Origin of the sequence: Actinoallomurus oryzae (genome assembly GCF_039541955.1) — a bacterium.
Lineage (GTDB): Bacteria > Actinomycetota > Actinomycetes > Streptosporangiales > Streptosporangiaceae > Actinoallomurus > Actinoallomurus oryzae.
In genome coordinates, this window is record NZ_BAABHF010000045.1 from 126,109 (window position 1) to 144,426 (window position 18,318).

The 18,318-nt window shown below is 72.3% G+C and carries 17 protein-coding genes; 5 read left to right on the forward strand and 12 right to left on the reverse strand.

Features of this window, described 5'->3' with window-relative positions; genetic code table 11:
- Positions 1–64 precede the first annotated feature (64 nt).
- Positions 65–1,078: an SgcJ/EcaC family oxidoreductase gene (locus ABEA10_RS35710; protein WP_345471593.1), complete on the reverse strand. Its 1,014-nt coding sequence runs from the start codon at positions 1,076–1,078 to the stop codon at positions 65–67.
- Positions 1,079–1,131: 53 nt separating this feature from the next.
- On the opposite strand from ABEA10_RS35710, the gene ABEA10_RS35715 reads away from it, so the two are divergent.
- Positions 1,132–1,521 carry a MerR family transcriptional regulator gene (locus ABEA10_RS35715; protein WP_345471595.1) on the forward strand — a complete coding sequence of 130 codons (390 nt, stop codon included), beginning with the start codon at positions 1,132–1,134 and terminating at the stop codon, positions 1,519–1,521.
- Positions 1,522–1,529: 8 nt separating this feature from the next.
- Here ABEA10_RS35715 and ABEA10_RS35720 read toward each other — a convergent pair whose 3' ends face one another.
- The 4 genes from ABEA10_RS35720 to ABEA10_RS35735 form a co-directional block, all read right to left on the reverse strand.
- Complete coding sequence (locus tag ABEA10_RS35720; RefSeq protein WP_345471597.1) at positions 1,530–3,269, reverse strand: serine/threonine-protein kinase; 1,740 nt, start codon at positions 3,267–3,269, stop codon at positions 1,530–1,532.
- Between the two features lie 73 nt (positions 3,270–3,342).
- Complete coding sequence (locus ABEA10_RS35725; RefSeq protein ID WP_345471599.1) at positions 3,343–4,203, reverse strand: SMP-30/gluconolactonase/LRE family protein; 861 nt, start codon at positions 4,201–4,203, stop codon at positions 3,343–3,345.
- Positions 4,204–4,258: 55 nt separating this feature from the next.
- Positions 4,259–4,981, reverse strand: a complete 723-nt coding sequence (locus ABEA10_RS35730) for a CHAP domain-containing protein (protein ID WP_345471600.1) — start codon at positions 4,979–4,981, stop codon at positions 4,259–4,261.
- 94 nt (positions 4,982–5,075) lie between these two features.
- A complete protein-coding gene (locus tag ABEA10_RS35735) occupies positions 5,076–5,675 on the reverse strand; it encodes a TetR/AcrR family transcriptional regulator (protein ID WP_345471602.1) in 600 nt (199 codons plus the stop codon).
- A 112-nt stretch (positions 5,676–5,787) separates the two neighbouring features.
- On the opposite strand from ABEA10_RS35735, the gene ABEA10_RS35740 reads away from it, so the two are divergent.
- Genes ABEA10_RS35740 through ABEA10_RS35750 form a run of 3 tightly spaced genes read left to right on the forward strand, consistent with a single transcriptional unit; the run spans position 5,788 to position 8,637 of the window.
- Positions 5,788–6,228 carry a nuclear transport factor 2 family protein gene (locus tag ABEA10_RS35740; protein ID WP_345471604.1) on the forward strand — a complete coding sequence of 147 codons (441 nt, stop codon included), beginning with the start codon at positions 5,788–5,790 and terminating at the stop codon, positions 6,226–6,228.
- A gap of 10 nt (positions 6,229–6,238) precedes the next feature.
- On the forward strand, positions 6,239–7,150 hold the full coding sequence (locus ABEA10_RS35745) for a cobalamin biosynthesis protein (protein WP_345471606.1): 912 nt from the start codon (positions 6,239–6,241) through the stop codon (positions 7,148–7,150).
- Positions 7,147–8,637: a cobyric acid synthase gene (locus ABEA10_RS35750; protein WP_345471608.1), complete on the forward strand. Its 1,491-nt coding sequence runs from the start codon at positions 7,147–7,149 to the stop codon at positions 8,635–8,637. Before ABEA10_RS35745 ends, ABEA10_RS35750 begins: the two co-directional genes overlap by 4 nt.
- A 24-nt stretch (positions 8,638–8,661) precedes the next feature.
- Here the strand turns inward: ABEA10_RS35750 and ABEA10_RS35755 are convergent, their stop codons facing one another.
- Both ABEA10_RS35755 and ABEA10_RS35760 read right to left on the reverse strand, forming a co-directional pair.
- Positions 8,662–9,024, reverse strand: coding sequence for a YybH family protein (locus tag ABEA10_RS35755; RefSeq protein WP_345471610.1), 363 nt, complete (start codon positions 9,022–9,024; stop codon positions 8,662–8,664).
- Positions 9,025–9,033: 9 nt separating this feature from the next.
- The gene (locus ABEA10_RS35760) at positions 9,034–10,122 is read right to left on the reverse strand and encodes an FAD-dependent oxidoreductase (protein WP_345471612.1); all 1,089 of its coding nucleotides are present in this window, start codon (positions 10,120–10,122) and stop codon (positions 9,034–9,036) included.
- 159 nt (positions 10,123–10,281) lie between these two features.
- Here ABEA10_RS35760 and ABEA10_RS35765 point away from each other — a divergent pair, with 159 nt between their 5' ends.
- On the forward strand, positions 10,282–10,821 hold the full coding sequence (locus ABEA10_RS35765) for a hypothetical protein (RefSeq protein ID WP_345471614.1): 540 nt from the start codon (positions 10,282–10,284) through the stop codon (positions 10,819–10,821).
- 76 nt (positions 10,822–10,897) lie between these two features.
- Here the strand turns inward: ABEA10_RS35765 and ABEA10_RS35770 are convergent, their stop codons facing one another.
- The 5 genes from ABEA10_RS35770 to ABEA10_RS35790 all read right to left on the reverse strand — a co-directional run bounded on the left by ABEA10_RS35770 (position 10,898) and on the right by ABEA10_RS35790 (position 18,256).
- Positions 10,898–11,773 carry a hypothetical protein gene (locus tag ABEA10_RS35770; RefSeq protein ID WP_345471616.1) on the reverse strand — a complete coding sequence of 292 codons (876 nt, stop codon included), beginning with the start codon at positions 11,771–11,773 and terminating at the stop codon, positions 10,898–10,900.
- Positions 11,774–11,886: 113 nt separating this feature from the next.
- Entirely contained in the window at positions 11,887–15,522 is a 3,636-nt protein-coding gene (locus ABEA10_RS35775; RefSeq protein WP_345471618.1) for an ABC transporter ATP-binding protein, read from the reverse strand.
- Positions 15,515–15,946: a MarR family winged helix-turn-helix transcriptional regulator gene (locus tag ABEA10_RS35780; protein ID WP_345471620.1), complete on the reverse strand. Its 432-nt coding sequence runs from the start codon at positions 15,944–15,946 to the stop codon at positions 15,515–15,517. The genes ABEA10_RS35775 and ABEA10_RS35780 overlap by 8 nt, the downstream gene beginning before the upstream one ends.
- Before the next feature lie 102 nt (positions 15,947–16,048).
- A complete protein-coding gene (locus ABEA10_RS35785) occupies positions 16,049–16,495 on the reverse strand; it encodes a nitroreductase family deazaflavin-dependent oxidoreductase (RefSeq protein ID WP_345471622.1) in 447 nt (148 codons plus the stop codon).
- 174 nt (positions 16,496–16,669) lie between these two features.
- Entirely contained in the window at positions 16,670–18,256 is a 1,587-nt protein-coding gene (locus ABEA10_RS35790; protein ID WP_345471792.1) for a glycoside hydrolase family 13 protein, read from the reverse strand.
- Between the last annotated feature and the right edge of the window lie 62 nt (positions 18,257–18,318).

The window sequence follows — 18,318 nt, forward strand, 5'->3', positions numbered from 1 at the left end:
TCGCGGGCCGGGTCGAGAGACAACGGCGTGGCCGTGCGGCGCAGCCGGCCGAGCAGTTCCGCGGTCACGGGGCGGCGGGCGGGTCGGCGATCGGGGTGTTCTGGCCGGCGGCCAGCCACCATGTGCCGTTCCGCTTGATCAGGACATACATCGCCATCTCGGAGAAGCCGGGTCCGTCAGTGCCGTCTTGCAGGGCGCGTCTGCGGATGTGGGCGATGGCCACGTCCGGAGCCGGTGCGAGTATTTGGACCGGTTCGAACCGCGAGGGAGGAGCGACTCTCTTCGCCATGAGGGTGTGGTGGATCTCGTTGAGCTGCTTGTAGCCCGCCAGCGTGCGTCCGTAAGGGCTGCCCCAGAGGATGTCGTCGGCGAACATGCGGTCGTACGCATCGGCGTCTGTGGTGTCGCCGCCACCCTGGAGCGTCTCGATGAGCCGCTCCACCGCGGTGGACGCCTCGTCGGTCGCCGCGGGTGAGTGCAGGCGCGGACGTTCGCCGTCGAGAGTCTCCTGCGGGCGCAGTCCCCACAGCGACCGTCCCCAGCGCGCCAGGCCGGTGAGCATCCGGCGGCGTGCCTCGGCCTGTCGTGCCCGTGGCTCGCATCGGCCCCGGTCGTCGAAGTCCTCGAAGATGTCGAGGGCCACCTGCGGCCCGACGCCGGCCATCCCGAGCTCTGCGGTGATCCCGCGCAGGTGTTCGACCGCCCTGACCCCGCCGCCGGTGCCGTAGCCGACGAAGCCCACGGCCTTGTCCTGCCACTCGGCGTACAGGTGGTCCAGCGCGTTCTTCAGCACGGCGGTGGTGGAGTGGTTGTACTCCGGTGACACGAGCACGTAGGCGTCGAAGCCGGCGACCAGCTCCGCCCAGGCCTTCGTGTGCTCCAGCGCGTACCGGCCGAACGCGGGCGGTTCGGGTTCGGCGAGCATCGGCAGGCCGACCTCTTCCAGGTCGACGACGGTGAGATCGAGGGCGAGCTCGCCGGGTTCGGGGCCGGCGCAGATCCACTCGGCGACCGCACGGGCCCGCCGGGCCGGGCGGGTGCTGCCGGCGAGGACGCCGACCCGCAGCGTTTCGGCCATGGTGTTCCTCCTGTACGTCTCGTGGTGAGATGGCCGAGACGCTAGGGGGTCAAGTGAACTTGAACGCAAGCCCGCGCGATCGCGGGGCCGCAGAGTGGCACGTCTCCGGCCTCACGGTCGGCCAGGTCGCCGAGCGCATGGGCATCGCCAGGTCGGCGGTGCGCTGGTACGCCGACCAGGGCCTGCTGCCCTGCGAACGGACGAGTGACAACCAGCGCCGCTTCTTCGCCGACGTGCTGTGCCGCGTCGCGATGATCCGCGCCGCGCAGCGGGTCGGGCTCACCCTGGAAGAGATCCGCGTGGCGCTCGCGGCCCTCCCACCCGGCCGGCCGCCGACCTACGAAGACTGGAACAGGCTCGCCGAGCGGCTGCGCGCGGTCATCGTGGAACGCGTGGACCAGCTGCTGAACCTGCTGGATGAGTTCGAACCGAACCGCGCCTGACGTGGTCGCTACTTGGGCAGCTCCGCGACGATCTTCGGGGCGAGCATGTCGCGTGCCTCGGAGTACGGCAGGGTGACCGAGTAGAACGGGCACTCGCTGCCGACGTGCGACCACGTGACGTCCAGGCCCTTCGGGGTGAGGAACGGCGAGACGCGCGGTGGCTGTGGCCGTTTCGTGTTGAACGGCTGCCCCGGACGGAAGTCGGCGGGCTCCGTGCCGCCGGTGCACACCAGCGCGAGGTCGGGGTCGGTGGTGTGAGGCTGCACGCGTTGCATCAACGTGGCGATGCCGCTCGTGGTGACCGTCCCGGGGGCGAACACCTGCTCGCCCGTCAGTGACTGCCCGGTGCGCAGATCGACGGTGACGGTGATGTGCGGCAGCTCGAAGTCGAGCGGGTGGCAGAACTCCTTCGGCAGCTCGTACCGGACGGTCACCAGGTGCGGGCCGCGCAGCCCGATCTCGGGCTTGGCCCCCAGCACGGTCGGCTTCGTACAGGCCGGCTGCTGCCTGGTGGTCATCTGCCGCATCTCGTCGACCGCCCATTCGAGCGGGGCGGCCAGGGCGTCGTTGACGCGGCGGCGCAGGGCCTCGTCCTTCCCGCCGCTCACCTGGACCAAGCGGGCGCCGCTCAGGTCGAGGCCGGTCACCGACCGGTTGTAGGAGGCCAGTTCGACGCGCAGCGGCGCCACGGCGGCCTTCTTCGGCTTGTGGTGGGTCAGCACGATCGCGGCGGCACCGGCACCGCCCACGACGATCGCGCCGGTGGCCACGGCCACCACCTTGGTCGCGACGTTTCCGCCGAGCAGTTTGGTCAGCACGCCGTGCCCGGCCTTGCCCGCCACCGCGCCGGCGTGGGCGCCCCCGCCCGGCGCGACCTTCGCGACGAGCATGGCGAACGGGAACAGCGCGGCCAGGCCGGCCGCCGCCTCGGCCAGACGCCGCCAGCCGTTGGACTCCCACTCCGGCCCGTACGCGGCGGTGGCCGCCTCCTCCAGCTCGGCGGCGAACTCCGCCGCACCGGGCGGACGGCCCTGCGGATGCTTGGCCAGACCGCGTTCGACCAGCGCGCGTACCGGCTCCGGCACCTGGTCCGCGGGGATCGGGCTCATCGTGTGCTGCGCCCGGTACGCGGCCACGGTGTCCGCCCGGTACGGGGTGCGGCCGGTCACGCACTCGAAGAACACGCAGGTCGCGGCGTACACGTCGGTGGAGGGCGAGGCCGGCGTGCCGGTCCACTGCTCCGGCGCCATGTACGGCGGGGTGCCGACGATCTGTCCCGAGTCGCCGGAGCGCAGCGCGATGCCGAAGTCGATCAGCTTGCTCTGCCCGTCGCCGCCGACCATGACGTTGGCGGGCTTGTAGTCGCGGTGGACGACGCCCACGCGGTGCGCGGCGTCGAGGCCCAGCAGCGACCCCTTCAGCACCGCGAGCGCGGCCTCCGGTTCGAGGTTGCCCCGCTCGTGGAGCAGGGCGCGGAGCGACACCCCGTCGATCGCCTCCATGACGATCGCCGCCCCCTGCGGCGTCTCGACGTAGTCGAACAGGCGCACCACGTGCGGGTCCTGTAGCCCGCGCAGGATCCTCGCCTCGGCGCGGAACTCACTGCGGAACTTCTCATCCGGCACGTGCAGGTACTTGATGGCGACGTGCGTACCCGAGGCGTCGTGCCGGGCGAGCACGACGCGGCCGAAGCCGCCCCGTCCCAGCTCGCGAAGGGAGGTGTATCCGTTGAGTGACCATTCGTCCACGCGGAGATCATGACGCATTCCGCGCCGCCTCGGTGGGAAATTCCCCGATCGGCAGGTTCCGGACAGGTGAACGTCAGCCGAAGGGGGTCGCGGGCGGGCCACTGACGCCCGGCGTGGCCCGGAAGATCCGGCCCGCGTCCGGCTCGGCCTCGCGCCGCTCCGCCGACAGGCCCTGCCGCGAGGTCGTCACGAACAGCGTCGCGCCGTCGGCGCCGCCGAAGCAGCAGCTCGACACGTTCGTCACCGGCAGCCGTACGACGCCCGCGAGGCGGCCCGACGGGTCGTAGCGATGCACCACTCCGCCGCCCCACAGCGCCACCCACAGGAAGCCCTCGTCGTCGACGGTCATGCCGTCGGGGTGGCCGCCCTCGACCTCCACGAGCGGCCGGCGTCCGGAGACCGCGCCGGAGTCCTCGTCGTAGTCGAACACGTCGACGCGCCCGGTCGGGGTGTCGATGTAGTACATGAGGCGGTGGTCCGGGCTCCAGCCCAGCCCGTTGGAGATCGTCACGCCGTCCAGCACCGTACGGGGACGCCCGTCGAAGACGTACAGCGAGGCGATCGGGTTCGCCTCGTCGTAGTCCATCGTGCCGGCCCAGAACCGCCCGGCCGGGTCGCACTTGCCGTCGTTCATCCGGACGGGCGTCGGGTCGGCCAGATCCTCGGTGAGCGGCGTCACCCTGCCGTCCTCGTCGAGCTGGAGGAACGCCGTGCCGGCGGCGAGCACCCAGCCGCCCATCGCGGCCGGCACCGCCGCGCCGAGTGGCCGCCCCACGTCGTGGGAGCGCGGCTCGGTCAGGGTCGTCCCGTCGAAGCCGGCCAGCCACAGCCGCCCGGCCATGATGTCCACCCAGCCGAACCGGTCGCCGTGCCAGAACGGCCCCTCGGCGTGCTCGACCCGCACCGGCGAACAGGGCTCCGCCGTGAGTTCCATACGCTGATCCTTCCCTCGACCGGCATCCATGATCCTCCCCGGTCGGCGGTCCGGGTCAGAAATGGAGGTAGTTGCCCACGCTGCTCGCGCTGACCGTGCGGGTGTCGTAGTTGTGCGCGCTCAGGTAGTTGTACTCCTCCAGCAGGATGGTGCCGTCGCCGTTCACCCGTGCGACGTAGGCGACGTGCCCGTAACTGCCGGTGTTCCACTGGGCGATGGCGCCGACCTTGGCGGTGTGGTCCATCTTGACCCCGGCGGAGGCCGCGGCGCTGTCCCAGTTGTTCGCGTTGCCCCAGTGCACGCCCCGGTAGGAGTTGGTGAAGTCGACGCCGAGCCGCTGGCGGATCCGCCAGGCCGCGAACGACACGCACTCCCGCTTGTAGAAGTTCCAGGGGTCGGCTTGGCTGGAGGAGTCGGACTTGTAGGGGTAGTCGTTGGTCAGCGTCGTGATGCAGGGCGGGGCGACGGTCCCGTCGGAACCGGTGTAGACGTAGGCGTCCGTGACGTAGCCCGCCGGACTCGTGATCTTGTCCCAGACGCTGCTGGTGCCGTACGTGCCGGTGATCGTCGTGCCGCGCGTCTGACAGGTGATCGTGACGGACTTCCCGTCCGCCACGCTGCCGACGGTCGGGTAGCTCGTGCCCGCGCCGGAACGGACGGAAAGAGCCGTGCCACTCGTGTTGACCGTTCCGGTCGCCGCGTCCGCGGCCGTCGCGCCGAGCATGACAACGCCGGCGCTCATCGCGGCCAGCAGGCCGCTTCGCTTGATCCACGCCACGTCGAACCCCTTTCGGTCGGGTATTCGATGTGACGGTAAGTCGATAACTTCCTAACTAAAAGCCTTGACTGTGACAAAATCACGGGTTCTGTGGCTACTTCGCGCGCATGCCGTCGGCCATGACCTCGATGAGGCGGTCGGCCTTCGCGGGGTCGGTGACCTGGTCGACGGCCCGGAGGCAGCCGACGATGAGCGCCCTGACGTCGTCGCGGTCCAGGTCCGGGCGGACCGCACCGGCTCGCTGCGCGCCGGTCAGCAGTTCGTCGACCAGCCGCCAGAAGGAGTCGTGCGTCTCCTGCGTGCCGTAGCGGAATCCCCGTGACGCCTCCAGCGCGTCGGACAGCGCCTTGTTGAGCGAAGCCTGCTTGACCTTGTGCGCGAAGAACTGGAAGAACGCCGCACCTGGATCGTCATGGGCGCGCAGCCGGTCGGCATCGGCCATCAGGACTTCGACCCGGCCGGCGATCACGGCCTCGAACAGCGCCTCCTTGGTCGGGAAGTGCCGGTAGACGGTGCCGGCGCCGACACCGGCGCGACGGGCGATCTCATCGAGCGGTACGGCGATCCCCTGCTCGGCGAAGACGTCCTCGGCCGCTCTGAGCACGCGCTCACGGTTGCGCCGCGCGTCCGCGCGCATCGGCACGCCGCTCCTGCCCCCGCCCTGCGCCCGCGTGGCTCCGTCCTCGGCCGTCATCCGCTCAGCGTATCGCGCCGCGTTGACAACCGGGGCGAGCGTTCCGTATCGTCCGCGGGGAAAGCGGGGCGTTCGTTCCGCTTAGTGGTTCGCAGCGACAAGGAGAACCGTCGTGCCCACCCAGAAGCCCACCGCGCTGGACATCACTCACCGCTTTCTCGAGGCCTCGTCACGCGGCGCCTACGACGAGCTGGCGGATCTCTACGCGGAAGACGCGGTGATCGAGATTCCGTTCGCACCGCCCGGCGTTCCGTCGACGTCCCAGGGACGCGAGGTCTTCCGCGCCCGGTTCAAGTCCGCCGAGAAGACGTGGCGGATCGAGGGCGCCGATCAGATCTCGATCCACCAGACCACCGATCCGGAGGTCGTCGTCGCCGAATACACGCTGCACCGCCGGCTACGGGAATCGGGCGAGCGGGTGTCCGGCAGGTACATCATGGTCATGACCATTCGCGACGGCCTGATCCGGCACAGCCGCGACTACGCGGACGTCATCGCCGGTGCCCGCGCGATGGGACGCCTGCAGGAGCTCATCGGCGACGGCTCCCTCTAAGGTCTGTCTCATGACGATCGCACGGGGTCTGGTCGCCGGGGCGACGCTGGACGCGCTGACCGGTGACCCGCGGCGCGGGCATCCGGTGGCCGCGTTCGGACGGGTGGCGGCGGCGCTCGAACGCCGCCTGTACGGCGACTCGAAGGTCCGCGGCGCGGTGTTCGCCGGAGTCTGCGTCCTCGGCGCGGCCGGGCTCGGAGCGGTGGCCCGTGGCCGTACGGTGCCGGTCGCCGCCGCGACCTGGGCGGTCCTCGGCGGCACCTCCCTGGCGTGCGAGGGCCGGGCGATGCGGGCGGCGCTGGAGGCCGGCGACGTCGAGGCCGCACGCGCCCGGCTGCCGCACCTGTGCGGGCGCGACCCGGAGGCCCTCGACGCGAAGGAGATCACGCGCGCCACCGTCGAGTCGGTCGCCGAGAACACCTCCGACGCCGCGGTCGCACCGCTGTTCTGGGGCGCCCTCCTCGGCACGCCCGGCCTGCTCGGCTACCGCGCGGTCAACACGCTGGACGCGATGGTCGGCCACCGCAGCCCCCGCTACGCGAACTTCGGCTGGGCCGCCGCGCGCGCCGACGACGTCGCCAACTGGGTCCCGGCGCGGCTCACCGGGCTGCTCACGGTCGTCTGCGCGCCGCTGGCCGGGGGCTCGCCGCGCGAGGCGTACCGCGTGCTCCGCCGTGACGGCGCCGCGCACCCCAGCCCGAACGCCGGTCGCTGCGAGGCGGCCTTCGCCGGCGCGCTCGGCGTGCGGCTCGGCGGCGTCAACGTCTACGGCAGCCGCGTCGAGCACCGGCCCGAGCTGGGCGACGGCCGCCCGCCCGAGCCCGACGACATCCGCCGTGCCGTACGGCTGTCGCGTGCGGTCGGGTTCGCCGCCGCGGGCCTGGCGGCCGGCGCCCGTCTCGCGTTCGGGCGTGGCCGGTGAAGGGCGCGCTGCTGGTCGCCGGGACGACCTCCGACGCGGGCAAGAGCGTGCTGACGGCCGGACTGTGCCGCTGGCTGGCCCGCCAGGGGGTGCGCGTCGCACCGTTCAAGGCGCAGAACATGTCGCTCAACTCGATGGTCACCGCCGACGGCGCGGAGATCGGGCGGGCGCAGGTCATGCAGGCCGCCGCCGCACGCGTCGAGCCGACCGCCGACATGAACCCGGTGCTGCTCAAGCCCGGCTCCGACCGCCGCAGCCAGGTCGTCGTGCTCGGCCGCCCGGTCGCCGAGGTGGACGCCCTGGGGTACGGCGAGCACCGGGCGCGGCTCCGCCAGGTGGTCACGGCCAGCCTGGCCCGGCTGCGCGCGGAGTACGACGTGGTGATCTGCGAGGGGGCCGGGAGCCCGGCCGAGATCAACCTGCGGCGCGGCGACCTGGCCAACATGGGGCTGGCGCGCGCCGCCGGGCTGCCGGTGATCGTCGTCGGCGACATCGACCGCGGCGGGGTGTTCGCCGCGCTGTACGGGACGGTCGGGCTGCTCGAGCCGGAGGACCAGCGGCTCGTCGCCGGCTTCGTCATCAACAAGTTCCGCGGCGCCCCCGAGCTGCTCGCTCCGGGCCTGGCCCAGATCACCGCGCTGACCGGCCGGGACGTCTACGGAGTGCTGCCCTGGCTGGAGGGTCTCGGCCTCGACGTCGAGGACTCCCTGGCGCTGGACGGACGCCGTACGGCGCCGCGGGCGGGCGAGGGCACCCTGCGCGTCGCGGTGGTACGGCTACCGCGGATCTCCAACTTCACCGACGTGGACGCGCTGGCGGCCGAGCCCGGGGTGATCGTCTCGTACGCCACGACGCCGGGCGAGCTCGCCGACGCCGACCTGATCGTGCTGCCCGGCTCGCGCGCCACCGTCTCCGACCTCGGCTGGCTGCACGAGCGCGGCCTCGCCGCCGAGATCGTCCGGCGCGCCCGAGCCGGACGGCCGGTGCTCGGCATCTGCGGCGGCTACCAGATGCTGGCGCGGGAGATCCTCGACGACGTCGAGTCCTGTGCCGGGGCCGTCGCGGGGCTCGCCCTGCTGCCGGCGCGCGTGGAGTTCGCCCCGGACAAGACGTTGCGCCGCCCGGCCGGCTCGGCGTACGGCGAGCCGGTGGAGGCGTACGAGATCCACCACGGGATCGTCGCCGTGGAGGGCGGCGAAGCGTTCCTCGACGGCTGCCGCGAGGGCTCCGTGTGGGGGACGACCTGGCACGGGGCGCTGGAGAACAACGGGTTCCGCCGGGCGTTCCTCGCCGACGTCGCCCGTACGGCGGGGCGCGACTTCACGCCCGCGCCGGACACCGACTTCGCCGCGCTGCGCGAGGCCCAACTCGACGCCCTCGGCGACCTCGTCGAACACCATCTCGACACCGAGGCGCTGACCAAGCTCATCGAGTCGGGCGCCCCGTCGGGCCTCCCGGTCGTCCCTCCCGGAGGCGCGGCTCTTTAGAGCGCGCGGGCTGAGAGCGGGCTCTTAGTCGGGCGTGGACCACCACTCCTCGAAGGAGCGGCAGCGGCCGTCCTCGGCGAAGCGCAGGATCCACAGGTCGCGGAACTCCTCGTGGTCCGGCTCGCCGTACGTCACCTCCACCCGCGCCACGGCCGTGTCGCCGTCGACCGCGACGATCTCGCTGGTCATCTCGAAGACCTCGTCGGGGCCGGTGCGTTCCTCTTCCCACATGTCGACGATCTCCGGCAGACCGGCGAGGGGTTCGTCGTACGGGCCCTGCCGGTAGGCGGCGTCCGCGGTGAAGAGCTCGGCCAGCGACTCGGTGCCCGGGGTGCGCCAAGCCCGCTCGTAGCCGTCGATCCACGCGGCCACCCGTTCCTTGTCCATGGGGAGAACCTACTGGGCCTGCGGCGGCCGGAGGGCAAAACGGTCGATCGGCGGCGTTCCTTCCAACAGATCGGTGACGAGCTCGCCGATGAGCGGGGCGAACTTCGCGCCGTGCCCCGAGCAGGGCGAGCAGACGACGATCGGGCCGTGGCGGTCGAGCACGAAGTCCTCCCCCGGCGCCCAGGTGTACAGGCACGTCACCTCCGAGCGCGGCGCCGGGTCGAGGCCGGGCAGCCACTCCCGCACGTACGCGAGCGCACGCTCGCGCGCCTCCGGGTCCACCGTGAAGTCGCGGGCGTCGGCGGTGGTGACCGTGCTGCCCAGGTGCTCGCCGAGCTTGACCCAGGGGCCCTCGGGCAGCGCGTAGATGTCCAGCCCCTCCCCTGACGAGCTGTGCACGATCGTCGGCCAGGGACCGGGCTCGCGCGGCTCGAAGAAGAAGACCTGCTGCTGGGTGACGGTCAGCGGCGGCAGCGGGACGAGCCCGTCGAGCAGTGGGCCGGTCCAGGCGCCCGCCGCCACGACGAGGGTCCGCGCGTGCCAGGTGTCCCCGCCGGCGCGGAACCGCACGCCGTCTCCGTCCGGTTCGAGGTCGCGGACGGGCGTCTCGTACGCGGCGTCGGCGCCCTCGGCCACGGCGAGCCGGGTCATCGCCGCGATCGCCGCCTCGGGATCGACGACCCCGCCCTCCGGGTCGCGTACGACGGGGCCGGTGAACCGGATGCCGGGCCACCGGGCCGCCGCGTCCGCCGGGTCGAGCAGCTCGGCCGCGACCCCGTGCTCGCGCAGCAGTGCCGCCATGCGCTCCGGCTCCCGGCCCGGCCCGTGGTCGACGCCGCCGACGCGGTCGAGCAGCCGTTCGCCCGCCTCGGTCTCCAGCCGCTCCCACAGCCGGCCGGCCCGCCCGGTGAGCTCGATGTAGAACGGGTCGAGGTACGCGCGGCGGTAGATCCGCGCGTGCCCGTGCGAGCTGCCGCGCCGGTGCCCCGGGACGTACGCCTCGAACGCCGCCACGGTGTGCCCGCGCCGCGTCGCCGCCCAGGCGACCGCCGCTCCCGAGAGCCCGAGCCCTGCCACTGCCACATCAACGTGCCGCATGTATGCATCCTGTGAGTAGACCTAAGTCGGCCGCGACTCGTCTGGCCTGGCCGAACAGTGCATATTAGGATACGTATGCACCTTGCACATAAACTTGCGACATAGGAGGGGCCCGGTGATCCACCACCCCCATACCGCCCTCTCGTCCCCCGACGCGCGGTGAACAGCCCCGCAGCGGCCGAGGCCGGCCGTAACCGGCTCGACGAGGTCGCTCTCGGCAGTCTCCTCGCCACGGCCGCGGCGACCGGCACCGGCCCGGTGCGTCTGGTCGGCGCGCACCTTCACGATCTCGCCACCCGGCTGGTCGTCGACGGGCTGTCCGTCGAGGCGACCGTGCCCGGACGCCGCGGGGCGCGCGCCCTGCGCCGGGCGCTGCGACGGGCCGGGCAGCGCTCGGCGGTCGCGCCCGTCGTCGCCGACATCGGCATCGACCTGCCGTTCGCCGACTCCGCCGCGCACGTGCTCGTCTGCCGGCTCGATCCGCAGACGTTCCCGTTCCCCCGGCACACGGTCCGCGAGCTGGGCCGGGCCATCAGCCCCGGCGGCACGGTCGTGCTGCTCACCGGCGGCCAGGCGCCCTGGCCCGCCGGGCTGGTCGACGCCTGGGCCGTCTCGGCGGGCCTGACACCCCGGCCCGAACGCGACACCGGAGGCGCCCGGCCCTTCACCGGTGCCGTCTACGCGTCCCGTCCGGCATAGCGCAGGCGCCCGCGCCGATCGGCGGGTGCGGTTTCGACCGGCCTCCTCCGAGGGCGCCTTCCCGGTGATCACGTGATCATCTGACCGGATTCGTCGGCTCTCCGGTGGGCGGGGTTTCGGCCGGCTCCGCGGACGGTTCGCCGAAGCGGGCGAGGGTCAGGGCGCCGGCCACCGCCAGCGCGAAGCCCACGGCCGCGAGGCCGACGTACCCGTCGCGGGTCCGGTCGCCCAGCAGGAGCACGCCGACGAGGGCGGGCACCAGCGTCTCGGCCACCACGACGGTGCCCGTCGTCACGGTCACCGAGCCGCGTTGCAGCGCCGTCGCGAAGAACAGGAACGCCACCAGGCCGCCCGCCGCGACGACGTACATGGCCGGATCGCGGATCAGGTCCCACGGCGCCAGGCTGCGGACCACGCGCGAGCCGATCGCGACGAAGCCGAAGCCGAGGCCCGCGGCCAGGCCGAGCGCGGCGGAGCGCGCCCGGCCCCGGAGCCGCCCCGCCACCGCGCCGCCGACGCCGACCACCGCGACGCACCCCAGCAGCACGAGCTTGAACCGCAGGCTGACCGCCGCCGGGTTCTCATGGCCCGAGGAGAGTCCGAGCATGGCCAGGCCGGCGCAGACCGCCGCGACCGCCGCCCACTCGCGCCCGCTGAGCCGCACGTGCAACACGCGGACCGCGACCACCGCGGTCACCGCGAGGTTGGCCGCGACCGCCGCCTGGACGACGAACAGCGGCAGCGAGCGCAACGCCGCCAGCTCGGCGAAGAAGCCCAGGATGTCCAGTGCGGTGCCGAGCACGAACGGAAGCTGCCGGAGGAGGCGGACCAGCAGCCGGGGATCGACGCCCGCGCCGACCGGCGCGGTCCGCGCGGCCACGGCCTGCATCACGCTCGCGACCCCGAAGCACACGGCTGCGGCGATCGCGCCGAGCAGGCTCAACACCAACACGCGACCACCACCGGCTCCGGGCTCATGGCCCGAGGATAAGAGACCGCGCGGATAGGGGCGCGCAGTAGCGCAGTCCCTATCCGCGCGGTCTCTACCCCCAGGTCACTCGGTCGTCAGGCCGCCTGCCACAGTGAAGCGTACTGGCCGCGGTCGCGCAGCAGCTGGTCGTGCGTGCCGTCCTCGACCACCCGGCCGTGCGCCATCACGACGATCCGGTCGGCGTGCCGGGCCGTCTGCAGCCGGTGCGCGATCAGCACGGTCGTACGCCCGGCGGCGACGCTGTTCATCGCCCGGGTGACGCGGGCCTCCGTGGCCAGGTCGAGGTTGGCGGTGGCCTCGTCGAGCAGCAGGATCGCCGGGTCGACCAGTTCGGCGCGCGCCAGGCAGATGAGCTGCCGCTGCCCGGCCGACAGGGTGGCGCCGCGTTCGGCGATCTCGTGGTCGTAGCCGCCGGGCAGCCGCATGATCAGGTCGTGCGCGCCGACGGCGCGGGCCGCCCGCTCGACCTCGTCGGCGGAGGCGTCCGGCCGCCCGTACGCGATGTTCTCGTGGACGGTGCCGCGGAACAGGAACGTCTCCTGCGGGACGTACCCGAGCCGGCGCCGGTAGGCGTCCAGGTCGAGGTCGCGCAGATCATGGCCGTCGATGACGATCCGGCCGCCCTGCGGGTCATAGAAGCGTGCCAGCAGCTTGACCAGGCTCGACTTGCCCGCGCCGGTGGCGCCGACGAGCGCCACCGTCTCCCCCGGCTCGATCGTCAGGTCGACCTCCCGCAGCGCCTCCTCCTCGACCCCCGGATAGCCGAACCGCACGCCCTCCAGCCGGATCTCCCCGTGGAGCGGGCCGGGGTCGACGGGCGAGGCGGCGACCGGCGTCGCGACCGGCTCGGCCATCAGGTCCCGGATGCGGGCCATCGACACCCGCGCCTGCTGCCAGTCGTCGAAGACCTCCGAGAGCTGCTGGATCGGGGAGAAGAACAGGTTGACGTACAGCACGAACGCGATCAGTTCGCCGGGCGTCAGCGAGTGGCCGCGCACCATGTGGTAGCCGAGGGCCAGCACGACCACCGCCGCCACGTCGGACAGGAAGTCGACGAACGGGAAGTACAGCGAGATGAGGCGCTGCGCGGCGAGGCGGGCGTCGGTGTACCCGCGGGTGACGCGCTTGAACTCCCGCTGCCTGCGGTTCTCCTGGGTGAACGCCTGCGACTCCCGTACGCCCGCCATGCTCTCCTGGAGGCTGGCGTTGACGATCGCGATCCGCTCCCGCGCCTCCCGGTACGGCTCGGCCGACAGCCGGCGGAACGCCACGGTCGCGACGAACAACGGGATCAGCACGAGCGCGGTGGCGCCCGTCAGCACCGGGCTCATGATGAACATCGCCACGGCGACGCCCACGAACGTGAACAGCGACGCGACCGCGCTGATCAGGCCGTCCTGCAACAGGGAGGAGAACGCGCTCACGTCGGTGGTCATCCGGGTCATGATGCGCCCGGCCATCTCGCGGTCATAGAAGTCGACGGCCAGCCGCTGCAACTGGGCCCAGACCCGGATCCGCAGCGCGTACATGAGCCGCTCCCCCGTACGCCCGGCCACGAGCGTGACCGCGCGGGAGATCGCCAGGTCCACGAGCGCCACCCCGAGGAAGATCCCCGCCGCCTGGAACAGCGCCCGCTGCGACCCGGTGAGGACGCCCTGGTCGATGCCGTCGCGGGACAGGTACGGGCCGGCGACGCCGGCCAGCGCGTCGAGGATCACGAGCAGCAGGCCCAGCCCGAGCGGGGCGCGGTACGGCCGCAGGAACCGCCAGAGCGTGAACCGCGGCTCCGGTTGCGACTCGCGTGCGACGTCGACCTTGGGCACGTCGTCGGAGGGCGGCAGCGCGGAGACGCGCCGGAGCATGTCGTCGTGGGCGAAGGCCCCGCCCATGCCCGGCCGGCGCTCGTCCCCGGCCTCGGCGCGCGCGGCCGGGCCCGGCGCGGGCTCCAGGTCGTCGCCCTCGCCCGACAGCAGGCGCCGGTAGAGCGGGCAGCGGCTCATCAGCTCGGCGTGCGTGCCGTCGTCGATCACCCGGCCGCCGTCCAGCACGGCGATCCGGTCGGCGAGGCGGAGCGTGGACCGGCGGTGCGCGACGAGCAGGGTCGTGTGCCGGTGGATGACGCGCCGCAGCGTCGCGTGGATGCTCTCCTCCACCTTCGCGTCGACCGCGCTGGTGGCGTCGTCGAGCACGAGGATGCGCGGGTCGGACAGCAGGGCGCGGGCCAGGGCGACCCGCTGGCGCTGGCCGCCGGACAGCGTCAGGCCGCGCTCGCCGACGATGGTGTCGTAGCCCTCGGGCAGCCGCGCGATGAACTCGTGCGCCTCGGCGGCGCGCGCCGCCGCCTCGACCTCCGCGTCGGTCGCGTCGGGCCGCCCGTAGGCGATGTTGTCCCGCAGCGACTCGGAGAACAGGAAGCTCTCCTCGAACACCATGCCGATCTGCGAGCGCAGCGAGGCGAGCGTGACCTCCCGGACGTCGTGGCCGTCGACGCGTACGGCCCCCTCCTGGGGATCGTGGAACCGCGACAGCAGGTGCGCGGCGGTGGACTTGCCCGACCCGGACGCGCCGACCAGCGCGACGACCTCGCCGGGGGCGATCCGCAGGTCGAAGCCGTCCAGGACCGGCTCGGACCGCCAGAAGCCGAACCGCACGTTCTCGAAGGAGATCTCGCCGCGCAGCCGGGGCAGTTCACGCGCTCCGGGCGCGTCGATCACCGCGGGCGTCGTGTCGAGGAGTTCGAAGATGCGCTCCGCGCCGGCGCGGGCCTGCGGGGCCGCGCTGAGCATCCGCGCGATCAGCCGCGCGGGGTTGATCAGCAGCACCAAATACGAGGCGAACGCCAGAAACGTGCCAACGGTGATCTTGTCGTGCAGGGCCAGCCAGCCGCCCAGCGCGAGCACCCCGACCTGACCGAACGTCGGGATCGACTCCAGCAGCGGCTGGTAGCGCGCCTGAAGGCGGATGGCCCGCATGCTGGAGCCGTACAGGTCCGAGGCCGAGGCGGCGAGGCGCTCGAACTCCCGTCGCTCCTGCCCGAACCCCTTGACGACGCGGACACCGGTGACCGCCTGGTCGACGACCTGCGCGACGTCGCCGGTCCGCTGCTGCATGTCCCAGGTCGCCGGGTAGAGCCGCGTGCGCATGCGGTAGGCGCCGATGACGAGGATCGGCAGGATGACCACGCTGATCAGCGCGAGCAACGGCGAGAAGGCGAACATCACCCCGAGCGAGGCGATCATCAGCACGAGGTTGCTCGTCAGTGTCGGCAGGACCCGCAGCACCGTGAGCACGAGGCTGATGTCGGAGTTGGCGCGGGAGACGAGCTGGCCGGTGGCCATCCCGTTGTGCGCCTGCAGGTCGAGCCGCTGCAGCTCGCGGTGGATGGCGCCGCGCAGCCCGTACGAGACCTCGAGCATGATTTTCGAGGAGTGGAACCGGCGGGTGCGCGCGGCCACGAAGCCGACGGTGCCGAGGGCGAACAGCAGCACCAGCCACGGCGTGAGCGGCGCGCGGGAGGCCAGGATCACGTCGTCGACGACGTGGCGCTCGACCACCGGGACCAGAGTGCTCACGCCCGCCCAGATCAGGCCCGCGACGAACGTACGGAGCAGGCTTCCGCGCTGCCGGAGCACGAACGGCAGCATCCGGCGGATCCAGCCGCCCCTGCCCCCTGCCGCGAGTGCGCCCGGCGTGCCGCCGCGCTCAGCCATCGGCGAGCCGTTCCATCAGGCCCGCGGCCAGCCGGAGCAGCTCGCGTTCGGTCGGCGTGAGCCGCTCGGCCATCGCCTTCGTCAGCCACGCCTCTCTTCTGACGGTGTCCTCGTCGAGCACGGCGACCCCCTTGTGGGTGATCTCGATCCGCACCTGGCGGCGGTCCTTGTCATCCGGGCTCCGGACGATCAGGCCGTCGACCTCGAGCCGGGAGAGCATCCGCGTCAGCGACTGCGGTTGCAGACGCTCGGCGGCGGCCATCGCGGAGGCGGTCATCGGGCCGTTCAGCGCCAGCAGGTTGAGCAGGCTGAGCCTGCTGCGGCTCAGGCCGTAGCTGACGCGCTCGGCGCGCAGCCGGCGGCCGAGCTGCCCCATCGCCTGGCGCAGCGTGCTCGCGATCGACCGCGTCTCATCCTCGTCCACACACTAAGCAAAGCTTATTATTCTTCGTCTGGCAAATGCTTGCTTGTCCTAAACAGTGGTTAAAAAACCACGCATTGCGTACTGATAGGTATATGGAGGCGCTCAGCCCAGGCGGAAGACGGGGTAGCCGGGAGCGATCTCGAGCAGCTTCTCGTCGGAGGCGTCCGGGCCGACGCCGTCGAAGAACATGCCCACCTCGAACTTCCAGCGCCGCAGGTAGGCCCGCAGGATCTCCGGCTTGCCGCCGTCGGCCACCTCCGTGGCGGTGAAGACCTCGACCCGGCGGCCGAGGTGGAGCTCGCCGCCGCCCGACACGCGCATGTTGCGGACCCACTGCGTGTGGCCGCGCGGGGCGACGAGGTAGCGCTCGCCCTCGTGGACGAGGAGGTTGACCGGCGTGGTGCGCCACTCGCCGCTCTTGCGCCCGCGGACGTAGAGGACGCGCGAGCCCAGCAGGCTGATCCCCATGCGGGTCAGGCCGCTGACCAGCCGGCGGGAGACGCGGTCCATGAGGTTGTTGCCCTTGATGACCCGGGGTTCGGCGGCCATGATTCGCTCCTTCAATTTTGAGAGCGGTGCTCTCGTTCAAGAGCAGTGTGCACGAGCGGAGGATCGCGCGTCAAGAGCACTGCTCTCGGAAGTGACGACCGCTCCGCGTTCTGCACCCCGAACGAAAAGGACCGGCCACCGAGAAACGGCGGCCGGTCCGCGGGGTCCGGACGGTTACCGGCGGGTCCACCAAACGGCCGTGTCGGGGGGCAGCTCACCGTCGCCGACCTGCCCACTCGCCAAAAGGACCGTTCCATCGACATCGAGCCGTACGGGGACGGCGCCGATGTTGACCGCGCACACGAAGCCGGGGTCGCGCTCGAACAGCAGGACGTCCTCCGGCGCGTCGAGCCAGCGCAGCCCCCCGTCGCCGAGGGCCGGGTGTTCCCTGCGCAGCCGGAGCGCGTCGCGGTACAGCCGCAGCATCGAGTGCGGATCGCCGGCCTGGGCCGTCACCGTGAGCTCGCGCCACTCCGGCGGGACCGGCAGCCAGGTCTCCTCCGTCGTCGGCGGGCCGAACCCGAACGGCGGCTCGGCGTAGGCCCACGGAATCGGCACCCGGCAGCCCTCCCGCCCGAGGCCGTTGCCCCACTGCGGGTCGAGGAGGTACTCCTTCGGCAGGTCGGTGACCTCGGGCAGGCCGAGCTCCTCACCCTGGTAGACGTAGGTGGAGCCGGGCAGCGCGAGCGTGAGCAGGGCCGCCGCCCGCGCCCGTCGCAGGCCCAGCTCGCCGCCGCCGTACCGCGTGACATGGCGCTGGACGTCGTGGTTGGACAGCACCCAGGTCGTCGGCGCGCCGACCAGGCCGGTCGCGGCGAGCGAGTCGTCGATGACCCGCCGCAGGGCGGCGGCGGACCAGCCGGCCTGCAGATAGTGGAAGTTGAACGCCTGGTGCAGCTCGTCGGGGCGTACGTAGTGCGAGAGCCGCTCGGCGTTCGGCGCCCACGCCTCGGCGACCGCGATGCCTCCGTAGGAGTCCAGCAGGCGCCGCCAAGACCGGTGGATCTCGTGCACGCCGTCCTGGTCGAAGTAGGGCAGCTCGGCGTGGCCGAGCATCTGGATCTGGCCGGTGTGCCCGGCGTCCGGCAGGCCCTCGGCCTTGACCATGCCGTGCGCGACGTCGACGCGGAAGCCGTCCACGCCCCGGTCGAGCCAGAACCGCATGATGTCCTCGAACTCAGCGTGGACCTCGGGGTTCTCCCAGTTGAGGTCGGGCTGCTCGGGGGCGAACAGGTGGAGGTACCACTCGCCGTCCGGCAGGCGGGTCCAGGCGGGACCGCCGAAGATGGACTCCCAGTCGTTGGGCGGGAGGTCGCCTCGGCCCGGCCGGAAGATGTACCGGTCGCGGTCGGGCGAGCCCGGTCCGGCGGTGACCGCCTTCTCGAACCAGGGGTGGGCGACGGAGGTGTGGTTGGGCACGATGTCGACGATGACCTTCAGGCCGTACCGGTGCGCCTCATGGATCAGGGCCTCGGCGTCGCCGAGGGTGCCGAACTCCGGGTCGACCGCGCGGTAGTCGGCCACGTCGTAGCCGCCGTCCGCCATCGGCGACCGATAGAACGGGGTGAGCCACAGCGCGTCCACGCCGAGCCAGGACAGGTAGCGCAACCGGCTGCGGGCACCGAGCAGATCACCGACGCCGTCCCCGTCGCCGTCCGCGAAGCTGCGCAGGTAGATCTGGTAGATGACCGCATCACGCCACCATCGCGCGTCGCGATCGGCGGACCCGGCCGGGTCGGCGAACTGCTGAGTCAGGACCATTCCTTCACGGCGCATTCCGCAACTCCTCCGCAAGGACGACAGCGTGCGTCACCCCCCGAGCA